This is a genomic window from Calothrix sp. NIES-2100 (genome assembly GCF_963875285.1).
Lineage (GTDB): Bacteria > Cyanobacteriota > Cyanobacteriia > Cyanobacteriales > Nostocaceae > Aulosira.
In genome coordinates this window covers 5,661,238-5,682,592 of record NZ_CAWNLA010000001.1, presented here as the reverse complement: position 1 = coordinate 5,682,592, position 21,355 = coordinate 5,661,238, and the positions used below count along the sequence as shown (strand labels likewise).

20 protein-coding genes are annotated in these 21,355 nt (G+C 40.6%); 9 read left to right on the top strand and 11 right to left on the bottom strand.

The window, feature by feature from the left end:
- The first annotated feature begins 5 nt into the window (after positions 1–5).
- Complete coding sequence (locus AACU32_RS23120; protein WP_096603552.1) at positions 6–665, top strand: cadmium resistance transporter; 660 nt, start codon at positions 6–8, stop codon at positions 663–665.
- 59 nt (positions 666–724) lie between these two features.
- On the opposite strand, the gene AACU32_RS23115 is transcribed toward AACU32_RS23120, so the two are convergent.
- Entirely contained in the window at positions 725–1,522 is a 798-nt protein-coding gene (locus AACU32_RS23115; protein ID WP_096603550.1) for a sulfite exporter TauE/SafE family protein, read from the bottom strand.
- Positions 1,523–2,077: 555 nt separating this feature from the next.
- Here AACU32_RS23115 and AACU32_RS23110 point away from each other — a divergent pair.
- Positions 2,078–2,845 carry a phosphatase PAP2 family protein gene (locus AACU32_RS23110; protein ID WP_096603549.1) on the top strand — a complete coding sequence of 256 codons (768 nt, stop codon included), beginning with the start codon at positions 2,078–2,080 and terminating at the stop codon, positions 2,843–2,845.
- A 342-nt stretch (positions 2,846–3,187) separates the two neighbouring features.
- Here the strand turns inward: AACU32_RS23110 and AACU32_RS23105 are convergent, their stop codons facing one another.
- Complete coding sequence (locus AACU32_RS23105; RefSeq protein WP_339378195.1) at positions 3,188–3,841, bottom strand: hypothetical protein; 654 nt, start codon at positions 3,839–3,841, stop codon at positions 3,188–3,190.
- Between the two features lie 648 nt (positions 3,842–4,489).
- Between AACU32_RS23105 and AACU32_RS23100 the strand changes: the two genes are divergently transcribed.
- The 4 genes from AACU32_RS23100 (at position 4,490) to AACU32_RS23085 (ending at position 8,334) form a co-directional block, all read left to right on the top strand.
- Positions 4,490–5,944, top strand: a complete 1,455-nt coding sequence (locus AACU32_RS23100; RefSeq protein WP_096603547.1) for an APC family permease — start codon at positions 4,490–4,492, stop codon at positions 5,942–5,944.
- Between the two features lie 53 nt (positions 5,945–5,997).
- A complete protein-coding gene (locus tag AACU32_RS23095) occupies positions 5,998–6,639 on the top strand; it encodes a cadmium resistance transporter (RefSeq protein ID WP_096603546.1) in 642 nt (213 codons plus the stop codon).
- Between the two features lie 323 nt (positions 6,640–6,962).
- Positions 6,963–7,799: a sulfite exporter TauE/SafE family protein gene (locus tag AACU32_RS23090; protein WP_096603544.1), complete on the top strand. Its 837-nt coding sequence runs from the start codon at positions 6,963–6,965 to the stop codon at positions 7,797–7,799.
- A 1-nt stretch (position 7,800) separates the two neighbouring features.
- Complete coding sequence (locus AACU32_RS23085; protein WP_096603542.1) at positions 7,801–8,334, top strand: DUF1634 domain-containing protein; 534 nt, start codon at positions 7,801–7,803, stop codon at positions 8,332–8,334.
- A 432-nt stretch (positions 8,335–8,766) separates the two neighbouring features.
- Here AACU32_RS23085 and AACU32_RS23080 read toward each other — a convergent pair whose 3' ends face one another.
- Entirely contained in the window at positions 8,767–9,039 is a 273-nt protein-coding gene (locus AACU32_RS23080; RefSeq protein ID WP_096603540.1) for a hypothetical protein, read from the bottom strand.
- Positions 9,040–9,659: 620 nt separating this feature from the next.
- On the opposite strand from AACU32_RS23080, the gene AACU32_RS23075 reads away from it, so the two are divergent.
- A complete protein-coding gene (locus tag AACU32_RS23075; protein WP_096603538.1) occupies positions 9,660–10,121 on the top strand; it encodes a hypothetical protein in 462 nt (153 codons plus the stop codon).
- A 27-nt stretch (positions 10,122–10,148) separates the two neighbouring features.
- Here the strand turns inward: AACU32_RS23075 and AACU32_RS23070 are convergent, their stop codons facing one another.
- The 4 genes from AACU32_RS23070 to folK all read right to left on the bottom strand — a co-directional run bounded on the left by AACU32_RS23070 (position 10,149) and on the right by folK (position 13,219).
- Positions 10,149–10,958, bottom strand: a complete 810-nt coding sequence (locus tag AACU32_RS23070) for a prohibitin family protein (RefSeq protein ID WP_096603537.1) — start codon at positions 10,956–10,958, stop codon at positions 10,149–10,151.
- A 258-nt stretch (positions 10,959–11,216) separates the two neighbouring features.
- Complete coding sequence (locus AACU32_RS23065) at positions 11,217–12,062, bottom strand: ADP-ribosylglycohydrolase family protein (protein ID WP_096603535.1); 846 nt, start codon at positions 12,060–12,062, stop codon at positions 11,217–11,219.
- A 7-nt stretch (positions 12,063–12,069) separates the two neighbouring features.
- Entirely contained in the window at positions 12,070–12,618 is a 549-nt protein-coding gene (locus tag AACU32_RS23060; protein ID WP_096603534.1) for an NUDIX hydrolase, read from the bottom strand.
- Positions 12,619–12,706: 88 nt separating this feature from the next.
- Entirely contained in the window at positions 12,707–13,219 is a 513-nt protein-coding gene (folK, locus tag AACU32_RS23055; protein ID WP_339378194.1) for a 2-amino-4-hydroxy-6-hydroxymethyldihydropteridine diphosphokinase, read from the bottom strand.
- A 640-nt stretch (positions 13,220–13,859) separates the two neighbouring features.
- Between folK and AACU32_RS23050 the strand changes: the two genes are divergently transcribed.
- Both AACU32_RS23050 and psb35 read left to right on the top strand, forming a co-directional pair.
- Entirely contained in the window at positions 13,860–16,328 is a 2,469-nt protein-coding gene (locus tag AACU32_RS23050) for a transglycosylase domain-containing protein (protein WP_096603532.1), read from the top strand.
- A 288-nt stretch (positions 16,329–16,616) separates the two neighbouring features.
- Positions 16,617–16,841 carry a photosystem II assembly protein Psb35 gene (psb35, locus tag AACU32_RS23045; RefSeq protein WP_096603530.1) on the top strand — a complete coding sequence of 75 codons (225 nt, stop codon included), beginning with the start codon at positions 16,617–16,619 and terminating at the stop codon, positions 16,839–16,841.
- Between the two features lie 93 nt (positions 16,842–16,934).
- On the opposite strand, the gene AACU32_RS23040 is transcribed toward psb35, so the two are convergent.
- The 4 genes from AACU32_RS23040 to AACU32_RS23025 form a co-directional block, all read right to left on the bottom strand.
- Complete coding sequence (locus AACU32_RS23040) at positions 16,935–17,357, bottom strand: tellurite resistance TerB family protein (protein ID WP_096603529.1); 423 nt, start codon at positions 17,355–17,357, stop codon at positions 16,935–16,937.
- A 57-nt stretch (positions 17,358–17,414) separates the two neighbouring features.
- The gene (locus AACU32_RS23035) at positions 17,415–18,821 is read right to left on the bottom strand and encodes a 16S rRNA (cytosine(967)-C(5))-methyltransferase (RefSeq protein WP_096603527.1); all 1,407 of its coding nucleotides are present in this window, start codon (positions 18,819–18,821) and stop codon (positions 17,415–17,417) included.
- Positions 18,822–18,961: 140 nt separating this feature from the next.
- A complete protein-coding gene (locus AACU32_RS23030) occupies positions 18,962–19,315 on the bottom strand; it encodes a hypothetical protein (protein ID WP_096603526.1) in 354 nt (117 codons plus the stop codon).
- A gap of 322 nt (positions 19,316–19,637) precedes the next feature.
- The gene (locus tag AACU32_RS23025; protein ID WP_096603524.1) at positions 19,638–21,053 is read right to left on the bottom strand and encodes a glycoside hydrolase 100 family protein; all 1,416 of its coding nucleotides are present in this window, start codon (positions 21,051–21,053) and stop codon (positions 19,638–19,640) included.
- Positions 21,054–21,355 lie beyond the last annotated feature (302 nt).

Genomic DNA, 21,355 nt, shown 5'->3' with positions numbered 1-21,355 from the left:
CCACCATGACTCAGTTTGGGGCAGCTTTTACGGAAGGAATCATCGCTTTCGCCGCTACAAATATTGATGACATACTGATCCTACTGTTATTTTTTACCCAAATAGATACTAACTTTCGACGGCGACATATCATAATTGGTCAGTACCTTGGTTTTTTAGCGATTATTCTGGCTAGCTTACCAGGCTTTTTTGGTGGCTTGGTAGTACGACGAGAATGGATTGGATTATTGGGGATACTACCAATTGCAATTGGTCTGAAACAATTAATATCTGGGCAACAAGAATCTACAGAAGTACAGACAGTATCTGATAATTTTACCCAAACATCACCCAGTAATTTTATACTTTCGTTTATTTGGACTATTCTGCATCCCCAAACCTATAAAGTAGCAGCAGTCACAATTGCTAATGGTGGCGACAATATTAGTATATATATACCCTTATTTGCTGGTCATAACCTCGCCAGCTTGGGAGTAATTTTAATGGTATTTTTGGTAATGGTAGGCGTTTGGTGTGCGATCGCTTATTACTTGAGCCTTCACCCTGCCATTGCTGCTGTTTTAAATCGCTACGGTCATCATATTGTCCCTTTTGTCTTGATTGGCTTGGGTTTGTTGATCATGTATGAAAGAGGTACATTCACTTTGCTGCCTTGGGTGAAATAATCATATCGACATCCAGTAACCACACCTAAAAACCTTACCAATGACAAATGACAAATGACCTACACTTGATAAACTAACTTCCAACTAACCATCATCAAAATTGCGTAAACAATAAACCGTAATGGGCGTTGAGGAGCAATTTGGCAGATTTTTGCACCTAGTAACACACCTGGAATCGATCCGATCCAGATTGGTACTACCAAGCTCCAATTTACTGTTCCTAGAGTCAGATGTCCTAGAGAAGTAAATAGTAATAAAATCGCCGCTTGGGAAATATCTGTACCCACTAATTTACGCGCATCCAAACGGAAAAAGGCAATCATTACCAAAGCAAACATTGAGCCAGAGGAGACGCTAGTCAGTCCTACCAAGCAGCCCAAAATTGCTCCGATGAGCATTGTGAAAAAACGACCCAAGTTAGTTGTTAAATCTAACTTTGGTAGTTCAGGTAAAATGAACTTGGGGAAAAAAGTTAACAGTAGTAATTGTACTAACGCTAACACTGTGACTAACAGAATCATCACTCCCAGCATCCGCAGCAAAATGCTATCTAAATGATGCTCGCCAGTGCGTCTGAGAAAGTGCAAAATTCCTACCCCAAAGAGGGAGCCAGGAACACTTCCCAATGCCAACCATTTCACAACTTCCACATCTAGGGTTTTTTGCTGCCAGTGCTTGACACTGCCAACAACCTTCATCAACGTTGCAGCCATCACATCAGAACTCACAGCAATAGAAGGCGGAACCTGGAAGACAAAAATCAACATGGGAGTGATTAAAGAGGCTCCACCAATTCCTGTTAACCCAACAATGATGCCAACAAAAAAGCTGAAGATTGGTAGTAATAAATAGTGCATACTCCTATCCAGAAATGGGGGTGTCAAGTGTAATGAAGTCAAGCAGGCGAAATTTAGCCTAGTGGTACACTAAGCTCGGTCAGTTATGGTGCTGCTCAAGGGATAGGAAACACAAAGGTTATCCAAACTCAAGCTTTAGTCGAGTTAATCCCCAGTCCACAAAAAACCGATTAGGAGTTGTTTGAGCCAAACTGCGATTGCGGCTTTTGCATCGCTTGTCTTGCTAGGTTTAACTGCCCATTGATTTTTTGTAGATTTCCATATAAAACACGGAAAACCGACTGGCTTACCGTATTTTAATCATAAAGTTGGTTTAAAGTCTAGGGTACTCGTGTTCTAAATTACTTAAATTTTTGATAATACATGGTATTGAAGGGGATTCTCTGGTTGTGGCTGCTATAAAAATTACCCACCTGAGTTCAAGGGTTTCCAGTTCAGAGCCAAGTGAGTAGTGCTAAGACATCCGAGAGCGATCGCGGATGCTCAAATTCTGTCTTTAATTAGAGGATATGCCTAAAATTAAGATTTATTGTGAAATTAAACCAATAAAAAATCATGCAACCTGTGAAACAAGCGACTAATAAGCGTCGTTCGCCGCTAAGTTTTCTCAAAAACGTACTTATTGCCCATTGGCGTTCTTTATTGCTCCTATTAATAGGAGTCTATCTACCGTTTCAGTTTTTTGAAATTTTAGCAATGAAGGTATGGCAGAATCAGGCTGGCTTTCCTTGGGATGTACCGATTCTGTTGTCCGTCCACTCTCAAGCACAGCCACAATTAGATATGGTGGCGGTGATCCTGACGAAGTTAGGCTCGATTTGGACTGTCTTACCGATGGTTAGTGCGATCGCCTTCATTTTATGGCAAAGACGGTGGTGGCGATCGCTAACTTATGTACTCACCACAGCATTAGGCGGTATCATTATTAACCGCACCGCCAAGGTACTCATGCATCGAGTGCGCCCCCAACTGTGGATATCCAGCGCTCCTGAGTTTGATTATGCATTTCCCAGCGGTCATGCAATGACTAGTATGACCTTTGTAATAATTTTGCTAATTTTGACGATAAATCATCCTCGGCGTTGGTTGATCCGCCTTTGCGGTAGCTTATATGTCTTAGCTATTGCTTGGACAAGGCTGTACTTAGGAGTTCACTTCCCTAGTGATATACTGGCAGGTTGGATGGTTGCGATCGCCTGGGCAATAGGAGTGAGTTTCATTATCAAACCCCATTTGAATCTAGCCAATCCCATAATTGCCGATGCAACTGTGGATGAAACTACTTTATTACCAAAAGAAAAACAGACTTTAGCAAAAGAGTAAACTAATCTTACACCTAATTGGTGACAAAACAGGGTGAGGAAATAGCAAAAAATCAATTATCCCACATTGTAGGGGCGGGGTAACCCCCATACGTGTCAACTTAACGCGAAACCCTTGCCAAGACTTGATGAGCGAATTCTCTCACTTAACATCAAGATCCGCGTTACCCCACCCCGGCTTTGCTGACGCAAAACCTCCCCTCCCCGTAAACGGGGAGGGGATTGAGGGGTGGGGTAAAATGCCTGTGGGATAAGCCTTTGAGCTTAAGTTGACACCAATGGGTTACCCCGCCCCTACGAGTTATGGCCTGGGTAAATTCATGATGGGAATGTTTTTCTTCCTCTACGCCTTGTTAGTAGGGGCGTTGGTTACTCGTGCATCTACAATAGCCTGGGACACATTGGGAATAAACCAGTCCACATCACCAGATTTGAGAATCTTAGTCCCAACCTGATTGAATTCCAGTGTTCCAGTATCTGGATTAGCCTTCAAGACTAAGTTAGTTCCGATTGGAACCGCGATCGCAACACCACCAGCTACTTCCTGAGTTTTTCCATCTAAAGTCAAAGCAGCCGCTGTCACATCACTTGGGAGATAAATCCCCTTACAATTCCAATTGTCTTGTGTTGTTTGACCATTAGCTAAAAAATATAGTGCAGCTCCAGTGGAGTAGTCATCATCATCAAGATTTTGTTCTGGCCCGTATACACCTATAGTTTTACCTGTTTCATTGGTACATTGTCCCCAATTAATTCCCGACTCGAAAGCATATTTCTGCAACTCTAACTCATTAATTTCTTGGTCGATTTGCTCTGGTGTATAACCCTCTAATTGAGCCTGTTTGTCTTTCGCAGCTTGCAGCTTCTTAATCTCTTGCGTTATGGCTACATAATCAGGATTTTTCGTAAATTTCGGGCGATCGGCAAATGACGGTTGAGCAAAGGCGAAATTTACTAGTAATAGCACTAGCATCAAAATGTATTTGCAGGTTTTCATCTTATATGTCCTACTTTTTACAAATTTCAGTTGATTTCTATTTAGATAAATTGTCACTTTGGTAACAAAAAAACAATTTTAGGCTTCTGAAAAGTTTTTTACAGTACCTCGGTTTTTTTCAGAAGAACGATTAATTTTAACCTACCATTTCAACTCCAACTTGGCAACATTAGGCTATTAATTGATTTTTATACTTTTGCTATTTAAGTAGCTATGAAGTAGCTATAGGACTGGTTTTGAGCTTAAACCCCACATTTAGTTGATCCCATTGTTTAATCGAATTAATTTACCCCAAAGGCGATGGACTTATAGGGTATTACTTTTATCTTGTTATTCAATGTATCAATTAATCATATATTTCTTAAAATTTTATTTACGCAATCCCGATAAGGTTATCGTAAATAATCAAACTTTAAGTAAAGTTTAAAAATTATTTTTTACTAACACTTGATTGTAGAAAATACATGGGGTAGGATGTCCTCTATCGCCAGAATTACGACCGATAATAGAGTTGTCGAATTGAAATATATATCGAAATCTATGCTCAAAGTTTGGGGTTAGGTAGATAGGGATATTGCGATATATGCAATATCAAAAACACCCATAATCCACCCGATATATGTACTATTCCCTCGCAAAAGCAGCAAAATGAAAAAGGAAATTTCATCGCATCATAGTGTTCATGGCTTAAAGCCAGATTGTCTTTCCTTCTCAGAAGTTTTAGCGCAATCTTTTGCTGTAATTGCACCCACAACAATACCAGCATCTAACATTGGCTTAATAGTTGCGCTTTCAGGGAACGGAACTTGGTTAAGCTTTTTAATTGGACTCATCGGGTTATTATTTGTCAGCATTAATATCAATCAATTTGCTAGCCGTTCTGCCTCTCCTGGTTCACTTTATTCCTACATCACCAAAGGGTTAGGCCCAATGGCTGGCGTGGTTTGCGGCTGGAGTTTGGTCTTAGCTTATTTACTGACTGGGATGTCAGTACTCTGCGGTTTTGCCAACTTTAGCGGGCTGTTGATCAGTCATTTAGGTATCCATCCCTCTAGTATTACGCTGTTAGCAATTGGTGCGGGAATTTCCTGGTACGCAGCTTATAAAGATATCCAAATTTCCGCAGTAGCGATGCTATTGATGGAGGGAGTATCTATTTTATTGATTGCTATCTTGTGCATAATCATTTGGGCACACAAAGGTTTTGCGCTGGATATGTCCCAATTGACTTTATCTGGTACAACTCCAGGTAGCGTGGCGACAGGATTAGTTTTAGTGATGTTTGCTTTTTCTGGCTTTGAAAGTGCAACATCCTTGGGTGATGAAGCAAAAAACCCCTTGAAGACTATTCCTAAAGCTGTAAAAGGTAGTGTCATACTTGCAGGTCTTTTCTATATTGCAACTACCTATATAGAGGTGCTGGGGTTTAGCGGTACAGGAATTGCAATTACCAAAACCGAAGAACCACTAGGATTTTTATCACAACAAGTTGGAGTGGGTTTTTTAGGAGAATTAGTTGCGTTGGGTGCTTTACTTAGCTTCTTTGCTTGCATCCTTGGCAGTATCAATCCAGCAGCTAGAATATTCTTTTTGATGGCGCGTCATGGTTTGTTTCATTCCTCTCTAGGTACAGCCCATTCATCCAACAAAACACCCCATGTTGCAGTCACAATGTGTTCTTTGCTGACATTTCTTGTACCTGCTGTCATGTCTCTATTTCAGATCAAATTGTTTGAGAGCATGGGTTATTTGGGCGCAATCTGTAGCTATGGATTTTTAACAGTGTACATCCTGATTTCCATTGCTGCCCCAGTTTACTTGTACCACATTCGACAACTGCACCTGCGAGATATAGTCTTTTCAGTTTTGGCAGTAGGATTTATGATGATTCCAGTTTTGGGAAGTATCGGAATTCCAGGTAGTACACTGTTCCCAGTCCCGGAAGCTCCTTATGATGTGTTTCCCTACCTATTCTTGCTTTACCTAGTTGTTACTTGTGGATGGTTCAACATTAAAAGGCTGCGTTCTCCCAACCTGATTGTAGGTATGCGCCAAGAAGTGGAAAAAATTCACGCCAGATTCAACGATAGAAAAATACCTTAATTGTTGTCTCTGTTCCCGAATTCTGAATCCAAAATCTAAAATATAAAATTGATATGAGCGTTTTAGTCACTGCAATTAACACCGGAATCGCAGCTTTCAGCGCTACCAACATTGATGATATGCTGCTGCTAACACTGTTTTTCTCACAAGTAAATGCTAAGTTCCGTCGTTGGCATATTATTGCTGGGCAGTATCTAGGTTTTACAGCACTAATCGTCGCCAGTCTTCCCGGTTTCTTTGGCGGTTTGATGATCCCACGTCCTTGGATTGGTCTATTTGGTATAGTGCCAATAGTTATAGGAATCCGTTCTTTACTCAAACAGGAAGAAGAGAATTCGGAAGTAGAAGGGACAGAAATCACCCAGTCTCATCACTCGCTTTTAACCAAATTTCTGAATATCCAAACTTACAGTGTAGCTGCGGTGACATTTGCCAATGGTACTGACAACATCAGCATCTATGTTCCTTTATTTGCCAGTAGTAGCCCTGAGAGCTTGCTGGTAATTTTAACAGTATTCTTTATGCTAGTGGGATGCTTGTGCTATGCAGCGTATAAATTAACTCACAACAGAGCGATCGCAGATCTTCTAGCCAGCTATGGTAATCATATTATGCCTTTTGTTTTGATGGGCTTAGGGGCTTTTATTTTGTTAGACAGTGGGTCTTTAAATCTCGTGAATATACTGGCTTTGTAAAGCGAGCAAACAAAATTCATCGGCTGGCGCTGGAAGTATCAAAAAAATAAAATGTCATCTCAGCATTATATTTAGCTTTCATCAGCCTGCCAGAAACCCATAGTTAAATTATCATCTATATTAACCAGATTCTGAAATTACGCCTGATGTGAATTGAAAACGTCTCTGATCCTCATCAAGGTTTTTAGATTCGCCCAAAATCCTTGTTTTGGTAATATTTACGAAATGACACGGGTTTCCCGACTTAATTCACATAAAACGTAGATTTCAACTATAAAAAAATCTCATCGTACATTGATATATCCCAGCAAGAGGTATGAAATTTGAATATCCTGGAATTTTCTTTATTAGTTTGGATTGGTGCATTTACCGCTGGCTTCTTAGGCGCATTAACTGGTTTGGGTGGCGGAGTGGTAATAGTTCCCCTATTAACTTCAGTGTTTGGTGTTGATATCCGATACGCTGTTGGGGCTTCCCTAGTATCTGTAATTGCAACTTCCTTGGGTGCTGCGTCTACCTATATCAAAAAAGGCTACACCAATTTACGGTTGGGAATGTTTTTAGAAGTAGCTACAACTATAGGAGCTATATTTGGCGCTTTACTTGCCACTTTTGTTTCCGTTAAATTCTTGACTATCGTATTAGCGATCGTCCTCATTTATTCAGCATACCTTTCTCAACGACCCAGAGTCGAACATATTCAAGATGAACCAGCTGATCCCCTAGCAAACTATCTCCAACTCAATGGTACTTATCCCACTGCTGAGGGAATGATGTCTTATCAAGTTTATTCTGTTCCCGCAGGATTTAGCGTCATGTTAGTAGCAGGGGTGCTTTCTGGTTTACTTGGTATTGGTTCGGGAGGATTTAAGGTATTAGCTATGGATCAAGCCATGCGTTTACCTTTCAAAGTTTCCACTACTACTAGTAATTTTATGATTGGCGTTACAGCCGCCGCATCAGCAGGAGTTTACTTAGCAAGAGGTTACATCGATCCAGGATTATCAATGCCGGTAATGTTGGGAGTATTACCTGGTGCTTTTTTAGGTGCTAGAGTCCTTGTAGGCACTAAAACGCAAACTTTGAGAATAATTTTTAGTCTTGTGCTGGTAGTAATGGCTTTGAAGATGGTCTACAACAATGTTATAGGAGGACTGTAAAATGTATAAATTTGATGGGGATTTTCACTTACTCTCATCAACACAGTCTGATAATGAAGTAGTAGCGATAGCTTTAAAACCAAAAGACTTAGAAGCACAAGCTAGCACAGTCCTATCTTTGCCTAATAGTTGTGAGATTGAGGACAAAAAGAATTTAATAAAAACATTAAGTGAGAAACAACTAGAAACTTTACTTAGCAACCTCCTAAAATATGGAGTTTTGCTTGCTAGTACTGTCGTATTAATAGGTGGAATACTATACTTAATCCGCCACGGTTCTGAGCCTGTTACCTATAATTTTTTTCAAGGAGAACCATCAGAGTTTCGCTCACCCGTAGGTGTAATCAATGCAGTTTTGTCAGGTAGTCGGCGGGGAATTATTCAACTGGGACTGCTGTTATTAATTGCTACGCCTGTTTTGCGGGTAATAATTTCTTTATTGATTTTTATATGGCGACGAGAGTTTATCTACGTTATTGTCACTTTGTTAGTATTAGCAAGTTTAACTTATAGCCTTGTGGGAGCCTATTACTAATATTGTTATTGTGCCAATTAGCAGTCATGTACAGGATTCATATCTGATGCTTGCCACATAGTTTGATAGTAAATAAACCACCGCTATTTGGGTTTAGCAATGCTAAACCCCTACAAAAGATTTGATTTTTATCAACATCTATATTTAGGATTTATGTCAATACTTAATTCCTAAAATTACCTCTTTCAAGGTTACTCATAAAATCTTTGCTTTACTCTCTGCGTCCTCTGCGCCATCTGCGGTTCAAAAATATTTTATTTAACCACAGAGTCACAGAGTACACAGAGTTAAGAGATGAAAAAGGGATTTTTTGACCAAAATTTTTATCCACCTTGAAAAGGCTAGTTCTAAAATTAGCCTGTTTTAGTTGGATGAAGTACCTTAATAGAAAAACTGGCAAACAGATTACCCAAATAAAATTGTACAACTCCCTTAAGAGCCAGATAGAAAATCATTAATAAATCCCATACTTTGCTGAATTAGATTGGTTAGATAGGTTCTTAATAAATCTAATGTTTCCAGAGAACTAGTTCCTGATAACGCAGCAAATGCTAAACTTAGCAACCCAATCAATAAAGCTAAGGTTCTGCCAAAACAACCAGGATTAATTTCCGCAAAACCCAGTTTAGTTTGCCCTAAAACAGCAATCAAGAGAAAAACAATTCCTGCTATGAAAAAGAAGTTATTTGAAGGAAAGTTAGTCATACTGTGTTAAATATCCATATTTTTAATTATAGCGATTATAAAATTTTTTACTTAACCCTAAGATGTGGTTCAAGCTACTTTATTCAGTAATATCATGTCCGTTCAAATTCCCGTCATTGCGTACTCCTTCGGAGAACCCGAAGGGTACGAAGTGAAGCAATCGCAGAGTCCAAGTGATTGCTACTCTTCTCTACGAGACGCTACGCGAACGAGAAGCCGCTCCGCGTCTACGCTCCACTTCGTTCCGCTCGCAATGACATATTAAGGGTAATTAGGCGGACATCATATAATTTGTTCATGGATGAATTTAACCTCAGTTCGATTAACCTCTCCTAAAAAAAAGTAGGGCGTAATAAAAATTACAATTTTGATTTCCCTCATCTAGGAAGAGAGGGGTTGGGGGTGAGAGCAAAAAAGTACTTATGCAATTCACATGTATTTAGTAACTTTTAGTACTAGTAATATTCGCAAATTATCATTGAGTGATTTTCAATACTAAAAAAATACCTGCTTCTTACTTAATACAGCCAAAATTGCAAATAGTATCCTTGCTGTACTAGACTTTTTTTCGCTTTCTAGATTAAACTACACTAGATTGATAGGAATAGTGTGTATTTTTTATGGAAAGCGTCCAAGAAGTTAGTCAAGAGTTGAGTTCAGCAGGGAAAGCACAGTTGGAACAATTACAACCTGCTGTACCCCAAGAGTTAAAAAAAGGTATTTTAAAAAAGCTGAGAGGTGGCTTTTTCCTGGTACTGGGATATTTGCTTTCACCACTGTGTTGGTGGAATGATTTGTTATTTAATTTACCAATCGCCTATTTTTTTGGGTATATATGTAGTTTACTATCCCCCCAATTACTTCTACCTTGTTCGATTATCGGCTACTGGCTATCTAACATTATCGGAATTCTGTTAATGCAATTTGGCTCGGCGGATGTTTTTCAAAATCAAGCCAAAGAGCGTAATTTGAAAAAAGAGCTATTAACAGGTTTAGTTTCTTCTACTGTTTATACCCTTGTAATTATGGTATTGATCCAGTTGAAAATTCTCGATACTCCTGTTTTATTCTTTAATGGTTAGCCCTCAGGCTAGCTAGACAGAGCTATCTTAATTTTCATCACTTTGAAGAAGTTCGCTCAAATTCCAAAATTTGGGCGTTTCTTTACCAACAATTAATGGAAGTTTCCCATTCCATTTTTCTATTGCTTGTCTTTGCAGTATTTCTGTTGTCAATCCATCTCGGAGTAACCTGTTTACTTCAGCCTCTCCTTTTGCTAAATTCACTTTAGCTTCTGCTTCTTTGGCTGCTCTAATAGCTATAAACTCTGCCCGTTTTGCTTCTTGTTCAGCAACTTGTTTTCCTTCTACTGCTTCTTTGAATCGTTCTGAAAAATGAACATGAACTAGAGAAATATCATCAACAGCAATGTGATAATTATCTAGCCGCGTACTTAATGCATTATCTACATCACTTTTAACTTCTCCTCGCTTAGTAATAATTTCTTCAGCAGTATACTTAGCCATGATTTCTTTTAACACTTCTTCAACTGCTGGATTAATAATGCGTTGAATAATGTTTTTTTCGTCGCCAATTTGTTGAAAAATGGTATTTGCTGACTCAGGAATAATATGCCAATTGAGCGCTACATCAGTGAAGACATCTTGTAAATCCTTAGAGGATGCTTCAGCGGAAATTTCCTGATTTTGGACGCGGACACTGAGCTTTTTTACCGTATGGACTAGAGGAACTATTGTGTGAATACCTTCGCCTAGTATCCTATCTTGGACTTTACCAAACTCCATTAAAACACCGCGTTCCCCGGCGTTAACAATAACAAATGGAGTCAAAAATATAGTTATCAATACTAATAGTGCAGTAAATTTACCAGCACTATTAAAAACTGTATATTTTTTCATAGCTATCTTGAAAAGCAAGGTTTTTATTATAAAATACGGTAAATCGGTAGAGATGCTGATTTAATAATGTCTAGATACAAATATGTCATATTTTCGGATATATAGAAATCCGATTTAATATCAATTCAAATGGGTCACAAAAATGTTGTGACCCTACCAATCTTTGGTATTAATGTGATACCCTAGAGGGTGCAGCTATACATACAAAGCTAACCGAACCAGGATAATCATTTGGCGCATCTTCATTAAGAAAGGATATTAGCTAGTCTTGTTGTCTACCAAACTCATCAATTGCTTATCTAATTCGATGAGATAATCTCTACCGTAGACACCATTCTCTAAACCGTTAACGAGATGCATGGGGATGTCTTGAATAATTTCTTCACTGCATGAACCAGCGGCTAGGGCGATTGTTGCTACTGTATCGACATCTCCAGTGAACGCAATACCGTCTCGCAAAAGTTCACTCATGCTGTGATTTCGGGTTACTGCGGTAATTGCGGCTCTAACGCTCATCCATCCTTTAGACTTAACTTTACCTTCCCAGGGCTTAGACCATTCTCCAGATACATAACCTTCGAGAAACTGTCCTAATTTGCGCTTTGTCCCTAGTCGATAAATAAAATAATGGCTCATCAACGCAGCTGCAACGGCGGCGTTAATGCCATCCGGTGTATTGTGGGTAATGGCTGCTTGAATGGTTGCGGCTTCGATTACCTTTTGTGGTGTGGAAAAAATGCCAATAGGCCCTGCACGCATTGCAGCACCACTTTTATCACTATCAGGGCGAATTTTAGCTAAAAACTCTTTGCCATCTGAGATATTGAGGAGAAAATCGTAGAAGCCACCAGCATAACCTTCTCGGCGATCGCGTTTAAAGCAGTTCACAAAACTATCAGCTAACACTTGTGGTGTCCAAGGTGCTTGTGACACAATTACTTCTGCGATCGCAATACTCATTTGTGTGTCGTCTGTATAGCTACCAGGAATGAGTCGATGACGGGGATGTTTCACGTATCGACTCAAATCATTGTCAGCGCTCATTTCGTCAGCGTATTCAAAGCCTGCACCGTAGGCATCGCCAATTGCTAATTCTATGAGCATATCGACTTTAAACTAAGAAAGGACGAGCCAACAAAAAGCTAGAAATCGTTTTCGCATCTACTGGTTCACCGTCTAGAAAGGCTTTCTCTAGTTCTTGTGGCGTGTAATAGAGGATTTCAATATCTTCATCGTCTTCTTTGGCTGGCGGTGTCTCTAACTTTTCTAAATCTCTCGCCAGAAAAGCGTAGAGGATTTCATCAGAATAACCAGGAGCAAGAAAAAATTCTCCTAATTTATCCCATTTTTGGGCACGATAACCAGTTTCTTCTTGAATTTCCCGCTGTACTGTTTCTAGGGGATCTTCATTGGGTTCTAAAGTACCTGCGGGAAATTCGATGATTCTTCCTTGAATTGCAAAACGATACTGACGCAGCAGTATCAGCTTACCCTCTGCTGTTACAGGCACAGCTAGCGCACCACCGGGGTGTCGAATACATTCCCATTCTCCCTCGGCTTTGTTAGGTAACCGCAAGCGATTAACTTCAAAATTAAACTTGCGTCCTTTATAGAACAAGCGCTGTCTCAGCAGCTGTGGTAATTCTCTACCTAATGGCATAGTACAATTGTGTTGTCTCTAGATACACAGCTTCACAGTGATGCTGTTTGTACAAATCATCTGTTTTCTGCGGTTATGGGTTGTAATTTTAACTGCCCATCAATAAATGTACATCAGAACAGTTTACTTCTTTAACCAGATCTTTAATTACACATCCGGATACTGGTTCTACCCAGTCCGGTGCAATTTCTGCTAAGGGAATCAAAACAAAAGCTCGCTCCCGCATTCGGGGATGGGGAATTTGTAAGGTTGGTGTATCCAAAATTAAGTCATCATATAATAACAAATCTAGATCTAGGGTGCGAGGCCCCCAACGTTCTTGACGAACACGCCCAAATTTTTGTTCGATCGCTAATAAAGTTTCTAATAACAGGTGCGGTAGCATGGAGATTCTGATGGTAGCGCAGCCGTTTAAGTAATCTGGTTGTGGTGGCCCTATAGCTTTAGTTTTATACAAATGGGACTTGGCTTCTAGAAGAATTCCTGGTGTTTTGGCTAAAGTGGCGATCGCGGCTGCTAAAATTTCCTCTGAATCGCCCATATTGCTACCCAACGCGATCGCCGCACTCACACCTTTAACTATTGCACTCTTTGTGAACATAATGCTCATCCTCGTTCCTCTATCTATACTTGGAGCATATTTCCATTTGCCGATCGCCGTTCTTTTACAAGTAATTACTTATTTTAATGTATTATTTATTACCATAAAAATTTAAAATTATTCCCAAAAATTATTGTCTGTAATTGTATTCACTGATTTATTTATGGGATATTATCTATCTTTGTGATCAGCGCCAAACTCTGCTTTTTTGGCAGATTGAATGGGCAAGCAACGGCAAATTTATTTGCTGTGTTGGCATGGGCGATATTGTGTATAATACTGACCATACAGGACGGGTAATTAACCTGTCTAAAAACCAAATTACTGCCTGAAACCCAGGCTAGGCAGTTGCTCCACTTGGGGTTTGTCAAAGTAGAGCAACTACCTCACTCAACCTCGACAATTGAAGATTGATGGATTCTATTCCCTAGTTTTAGTTGTTGAGGCGGTAGCTTGAGTTGGCGAAAACGTACCTGGACATCGAGTGGCTACGCGCTCCCATGCTCCCGTGGAAACGTCAAGTAATATCTAGCATTGTCTAGGTATTATGTAGCATATTGTCAAACTAACACAAAGGTGGTAAGCTGACCGCGAAACTGCTGGTGGTTAGGTAATAACTACATTTGAGCGAGGAACTAACGTGGGGAAACTGACCTCCTGGTTCAAGCAAAGATCAACTGATACAAGTGCATCTGACAAGGAGAACGCGCGATTGTCGCCTGGTAATAATCTCGAAAATGAAGAATCTGTAGATGAGAACTTACCACAAACACAGGTGGGCAAAGGAAAGCAGGTGCTAAGCCAGATGCAAAGCGTCTCATCTGGGGTAATTGCCAGACTATCCACCAGGGAAAAACCGTTTTATCGCCGCCTTTGGTTCTGGGCAAGCTTGAGCGTAGGTGGTGGCATAATCGCCTTTAACTACGGGATTAACAGCATAGACCGGACATTGCCAGATAAATCTGAGTTGAGTGCTGTTGTCAGAGAGCAGACATTGACCATCAAAGCGGCTGACGGTACTATTCTACAACAGCAAGGTGAAGCAGCAAGAGAACAGTTACAACTGGAACAAATACCAGATAACTTGAAAAAAGCTTTCATCGCCTCAGAAGATAGAAGATTCCAGCAACACAAGGGAGTTGATCCGCAAGGCATAGTCAGAGCAGTTTGGAATAACTTGCGATCGCAAGATGTAGTCGAAGGCGGTAGCACCATCACCCAACAGCTAGCGCGGATTTTGTTTATCAAACAAGAAAAAACAATCTGGCGCAAACTCAAAGAAGTTCGTCTGGCACAGAAGATTGAAACCGAATTGACTAAAGACCAGATTCTGGAGCGTTACTTGAATTTGGTGTATTTGGGATCTGGGGCTTATGGTGTAGCCGATGCGTCATGGGTATATTTTAGTAAAACGGTGGATCAACTGACCTTACCAGAAATGGCTACCATAGCCGGATTGGCACCAGCCCCCAGCCTCTACGCCCCAGACAAAAATCCGGAAGCGGCGAAAGCTAGGCGGAACTTGGTGTTGCAAAGGATGCAAGAAGATGGTATAATTACAGCCGCCGAAAGGGAAGCAGCAACCAAAGAACCACTAACTGTCACCAGTAGTTTACCTAAGCGACTGCAAGTAGAATCACCCTACTTTACTACCTATATTCAAAAAGAATTGCCCAAGTATGTCTCCCCTGATGTGTTAGCAGGCGGGGGTTTAGTGGTAGAAACCACCTTAAACCCGACTTGGCAGAAATCCGCAGAAGAAGCAGTAGCCAAAACCTTGCGAAATCAAGGACGCTGGGAGAACTTTAAACAAGCAGCAATGGTAGCGGTAGACCCCCGGAATGGTGAAATTCAGGCAATGGTTGGGGGTAAAGACTTTGGCAAAAACCAGTTTAATCGCGTAACGCAAGCCCAGCGTCAACCAGGTTCGACATTTAAAGGATTTGTCTATGCGACGGCGATCGCTAGTGGTAAAAACCCCTACGATACTTACGAAGATGAACCCTTTGTCGTAGACGGTTATGAACCAAAGAACTTCAGTGAAAAATTCCACGGTTCGATGAGTATGCGAGATGCCCTCACTCGTTCGATTAACATAATTGCGGTGAAGGTGTTAATCAATGTGGGATTTGAGCCAATGATTAAACTCGCCCACGATATGGGAATTAAATCAGAACTTAAGCCTACATATTCCTTGGCACTGGGTTCTAATGAAGTGAATCTGCTGGAATTGACTAGCGCTTATGGTAGCTTTGCGACTCAAGGCTTGCACACAGAAGTTCATGGGATTCGCCGTATCCTGAACCGCCAGGGTAAGGTAATTTGGTCAGCTGATTTTGCCCCCCAGCGAGTTCTCGATGCTGATAGTGCTGCAATCATGACATGGATGCTACGCAATGTCGTAGAAGAAGGTACTGGTGGTGCTGCCCAATTAGATAATAGACCAGTGGCTGGCAAGACTGGCACCTCCGATGAAGCCAGGGATTTATGGTTTATTGGCTACATTCCCCAAATCGTCACCGGAGTTTGGTTAGGTAACGATGACAATCGCCCGACTTGGGGTAGTAGCGGTAGTGCGGCTTATACATGGCATGAATTTATGGAAAAAGCCGTCAAAGATATGCCAGTAGAAAAATTTCCTAAACTTCCCAAACTGGAAGGTCGTAAAGGCACCATCAAAGCCCAACCCCTGAAACCCAAACGAATTGTGAATAAAGCTGTATCCTCGAAGGATGACGATGAGGACAATTCTAGCAATGAAGAGCGTCCATCGAGAAGGCGGAGAAATTATCAAGCAGAGCAGCAACAAGATGAGACTCCCAGGCGGCGCAGACGTTATTACCAACAGCAAGATGATGACACATCTTCATCTCGTAGACGGCGGCGGTATCGCAGCGAAGAATCAAGCAATAGCAGTGATTCTTCAGAATCTCGTCCTAGACGGCGCTCTCGGCAGGTAGAATCATCTGAGCCTTCGACCCCTCGGAGATCTCGGAGGTCATCATCATCATCATCCTCCTCCTCAGGTAGTAGCTCATCTGGTTCGGGAAATTCATCACCATCACAGCCTTCTTGGCGGGAGAGACTCAGACCATCCTCTTCGCAATGACAACTATCACCTAAGTTGCTAGCGATCGCCTGCTGGGAAATGCCGCGACTACAGGATTTTTCTCAAGCATGGGGAAACCCAAATAAGGGCGGGGAGACCCAAATAAGGGCGGGGAAACCCAAATAAGGGCGGGGAGACCCCGCCCCTACTGTACATGTCGCATTTTTTGTTCAAATTTGTATCACCAAGGGATTAATTTTTAATGGTTCAAACTCCGGGGGGATGTTAGGTGTTACGCTCGTTTTATAGTCTAATAAGCAGTGTTACCTAGATTAGGAGAATATACTCATGCTTTTATTGATGCAGACAGCAGCACAAGCGGCAGATGGGTCGCATTTTCCTTTTGCTTTTACCTTTGTTTATGTATTTGGTTTTATTGCTGCTGTCACCATTGGTTCCATCGCCTGGTTCAACTCTAAGCGTCCACCCGGTTGGGAAAGCAAAGAGCGTCCAGACTTTGTACCCCAGGTTCAAAAAGAAGAGACTCCGGGTGTGGGTGAACCGAAGTCATAAGCTCTGATCAAGCTGAATTAAATTAGCAAAATTTAAAATCATCAACAGGCGCGGTAAACCGCGTCTGATTAACTCAAAAATCATAAATCTCTGTTAGTTTTGAACTTCAACCCAACGCCGATAAAGCTTTTGAATTTGTTTGAGTAAAGCATTGTGAGCTGATTGGGTTGATTCGCTAGCTTTAGTAATCTCCTGTAATTTTGTCAAGAGTCTTGCTTCTTCGATAGCCACGTCGCCGTCGCTGTAAATTAAACCACTGATCGCTTCAATTAGGCTGACACAATCTTCAATGCTGGGGCGATCGCCTAAATATTCTTGCACCCAGCTATAGCACTCTTTTGGCTGTACAGGAACTAATTCGTACAACCACGGCTTAATCTCTGGATCGGTAGCGACACCTTTAGCTTGGGCTATTTCTCGGAGGTATTGTCTTTCTTCTGGCTGGATGACACCATCAATCCAAGCTGCACCGATCAGGATTTTCACTAAGTTTTTCACATTGGAATCAGTAACCATGCTGCATCCTCTGGGAGATTTTAACCTCCATCAAATCTTACAGTCCCGTTACAGTAATCACTCGGAATCATTAGTTTTTCTTAAGCGAGTCATAAAAAAGCCATCCATATTCTGGCGCTGCGGCCAGACTTTGCACCACCCCTCTGGGCTGGAATAGGCAAAAAGTGGTGAATCTGGACTAGGAGCCTCGATTTCCCAGTTAGGAGACGCAGCTAAAAATTGGGAAATCACTGCTTCGTTTTCTGCTGGATGTAGTGTACAGGTGGCGTAGACTAAAACTCCACCAACTTTGACAAATGTTGAACTATGTGATAATAATTCTTGTTGCAGTTGGGAGAGTTCTTGGACAGTTTCTGGTGTTTGTCGCCAACGCGCATCCGCATGACGATGGAGAGTTCCCAAACCAGAACATGGTGCATCTAGTAAAACACGGTCTGCGGTATTTTTAAATTGTACAAACTGGCGACTGTCCCCAGTACAAATTTGAATAGATTGCAAATTCAAGCGTTGCGCATTTTCTTGCAGTTTTCGCAGTCGGGAAGCAGTGCGATCGCAAGCCCAAATTTTCCCTTTATCCCCCATCAACTCAGCGATGTGAGTTGTTTTCCCACCGGGCGCAGCACAAGCATCAATCACCACCTCACCAGGTTGGGGGTCTAGCAAATGACTTACCAACTGGGCGCTACTATCCTGTACCACCCACCAACCTTCACTAAAACCAGGTAAATTTTTAATCGAACCACTGTTGCTAATTAATCTTAAAGCTTGCGGTAAGTGCGGCAGGCGCTTCACTAAAATATCAGCCGATTTTAACGCCTGTTCCACCAAATCAATAGAAGTGCGCAGCGGATTGATGCGCAAGTCAATAGTTGGTGATTGATTCATCCATTCACACAACTGTTCTGTTTCCGTAAAACTTAGTTGTTCTAACCATACTTGAATAATCCAGTCAGGAAAGCTGTGTAAAATACCCAAGCGTTCCGCAGGATTTTCTCTTAGTTGTAAGGGGAGATGGGAAGCAAAGGAGGGGGATGAGGGAGATGAGGGAGACACTGCTAGCCCATCTTTGCCATCTACCTCTGTTTGTCTAATATATTGACGTAACAGACCATTCACAAAACCCGTCAGTCCCGCAAAGCCGTTTTCCTTAGCCAGTTGGACTGTAGTATTCACAGCCGCAGAGGGCGGAATGCGTTCTTGATAGCACAGTTGGTATAAGCCAAGATGCAGGATAGTGCGGAGGTTTGCAGGTTGTTGATGGGATTTCTTTTTGGCGAATTGGTCAATCAAAGCGTCGAGGGTACGTTGTCGCCTGACACTGCCATAAACTAATTCTGTGACTAAACGGCGATCGCTATCTTGTAATTTAACTTTTTGCAGCACCTTATCTAGAGCTACATCAGCATAAGCCCCTTTGTGAACATCTCGCAGGGCTAGAAATGCTATTTGACGAGGGTTTATCATAGAAATATTGAAACTTTAATATCATTCAAGTATTTGTGCTTATATCAAATTTTAATCAAATGTAGTGTTTGTCATTGCGACCGGAACGTAGTGAAGGGAAGCAATCTCGTTTATCCCAAGCTACTACAACAGGCTACAACTTAGTCTGACTTACGATTAAGTTTTTGATATATACACTCAATAGCTTTTTCAACTGTATCAAGCTCAAACAGAATTTCATCAGGAATATTTTCCAACTCAAATTCAAGTTCTATTTCGATAGCGATCTCAACCCCATCTGATATGTTACCTGTTTTGATTGCTATCAGTTGCCCAGAATAATATTCAGATTCCTGAGACTTAAAATCAATAACACGACCATTATAAAATTTTTTTCTTATATCATAAATTTCAAAACTAAAGAGTGGAAAATCCAGTCCAATCTCTTGTTCATTAATTTCCAAGTTTCTTGCAACAATTTGTTGAATTTTTTGATAAATTTCTTCACGTTCCACCCAAGGACTCCTGGTTGTTGAGAATTTAGTATGCTTTATTATGTATAAAAGTAATACCAATTTGAAAAAAGAATGCGACAGATGGTAGGGAACACTGCCGTGCCCTCTAGAATATATTGATGTGTCGCAAACATTATTTGAATTGGTATAATGTTTTATATATTATATACATTCAAAAAAATATTTATTGCAGATGGATTAGCCCAACAAATTTTGCATATTGGACATTTGCCAGCATCCAAAATTATTAATTTTTCACTGTTAAATAAAGTCAAATAATTACAAATTGTATGGTATTTTAAGATTTTATATAATTTTAAACTCACAAGTCACAAACTTGGGAAGCATTACTTGAATCAAATTCTGCAAAACTAATCAATTCTAAATAATCAGGGTTGCGCATCAATTCTTTTGCTAACAAAAATCCGCTAATTGTCCAAGTTTGATATCTTCTCGCTTCTTTACCAATTAACAACCCTCTTGTACCATCGTAATATTGCGGCCATTCATCTTCACTAAGCCGGGTTTGAGCAATTTCAATGGCACGTTTAGCAATACTTATTCTACCTGTTTTCTGAGCAGCCGCAGTTAACAACCACAATAAAACAGGCCAACTGCCACCATTATGGTAAGACCAAGGGATATTTTTGGGGTCACATCCTGTAAAAATTCTGTACTCTTCTTTTTCTATGGCGGGGAAACAGATTTTCATCGGCATTTCTGCTACTAAATCGTCCCACTGTTCTTCAATAATATTCATGATCGCTTGTGATTGGCGATCGCTAGCTAAAGAAGAAAGAATCGCCATCAAATTTCCCAGTGAAAAGAAGCGAGTATCTAGCTGCGAGGGACCTACATTACCTGCTAAATAACCACCGTTTTTTGGTAACCAAAGAGCCAACTTAGCATAAGCAATTGAATCTGCATATATATTGAACTGATTGACTGCTGTGTGACCATATTCTTCACCCTTAAAGCGATAAATTACATTCAGGCGATGTAGATCTATCCAATAATGATTCCGAATATGATCTCGTAGTAAAGGTAAGCGATTATCAATACCTATAACAATCTCTTCATCGCCTGCACAAATTAGTAGCTTACGCGCAGCACGCAAGGCTGTATAGAATAGAGATTGAATTTCTAAAGGATACCCATAAATACCCAAACGCCGTTGAATCATACAAGCACCATCTGGAACTAATAGCGTTGGGTACATATCAAATCGAGTCGCCAAGCAGAGTTCCATAATTAACATGATTCCCTGCTGAAACTCCGGCTGCAAGGCAAATTTTATATCTTTAGTGGCTTTGACATAGGCATATAAAATAATAATCCACCATAAACAGGAATCAACAGGTGTAACTCTAGCGATCGCATGTTCGCCAAAATCTGCTTCTAAATATTCTTGCTCATTAGTTGATACAACTTTGAAGCTGGCTGGTATTAAACCTCTACCAGGCGTGTAAGCATTTAATAGATTTTGCTTAGGTTGTAATTTTAAAGTTTCTTCGAGAAAATTACGGACAATATCATATCTACCTTTGATGAGAAAAAGTAAGGCTGAAGATACAAAATCTCGAACAAAACAATGATCATAATTCAATGCTACTTGTGATACTTCGCCAGCAGCGATTGTACCTATAGGGCGACCTTGATAGTAAACAATCGACTTTTCTAGTAATTCCCATGCTTGTTTTTCTATCTCATCAAATATTACTAATTCCTCTCTTTCCATAGCGATAACCACTCCATATTTATTGCATTTTTGCAGTAACTGATACTTTTATTTTTCTTTGTTGATGCAATGCTTTTTTGCAGATTAATAGAGACAACATATATAGTCGCTGAGCTTTTATCACAATCTTTCCAGCACTATAATTAATTGTCCATTCTCTCAGGATAGCCCAATTTTTTGGGTTACTTCATTTTCGATAATCACATATTTTTAAAATTATCATTGAGAGCAATTTAGAAAAAATAAAAGCCCCTATAGCTACAAAGGGGCTGTTAAAATATTGTTTATCCTGAACAGTCAGT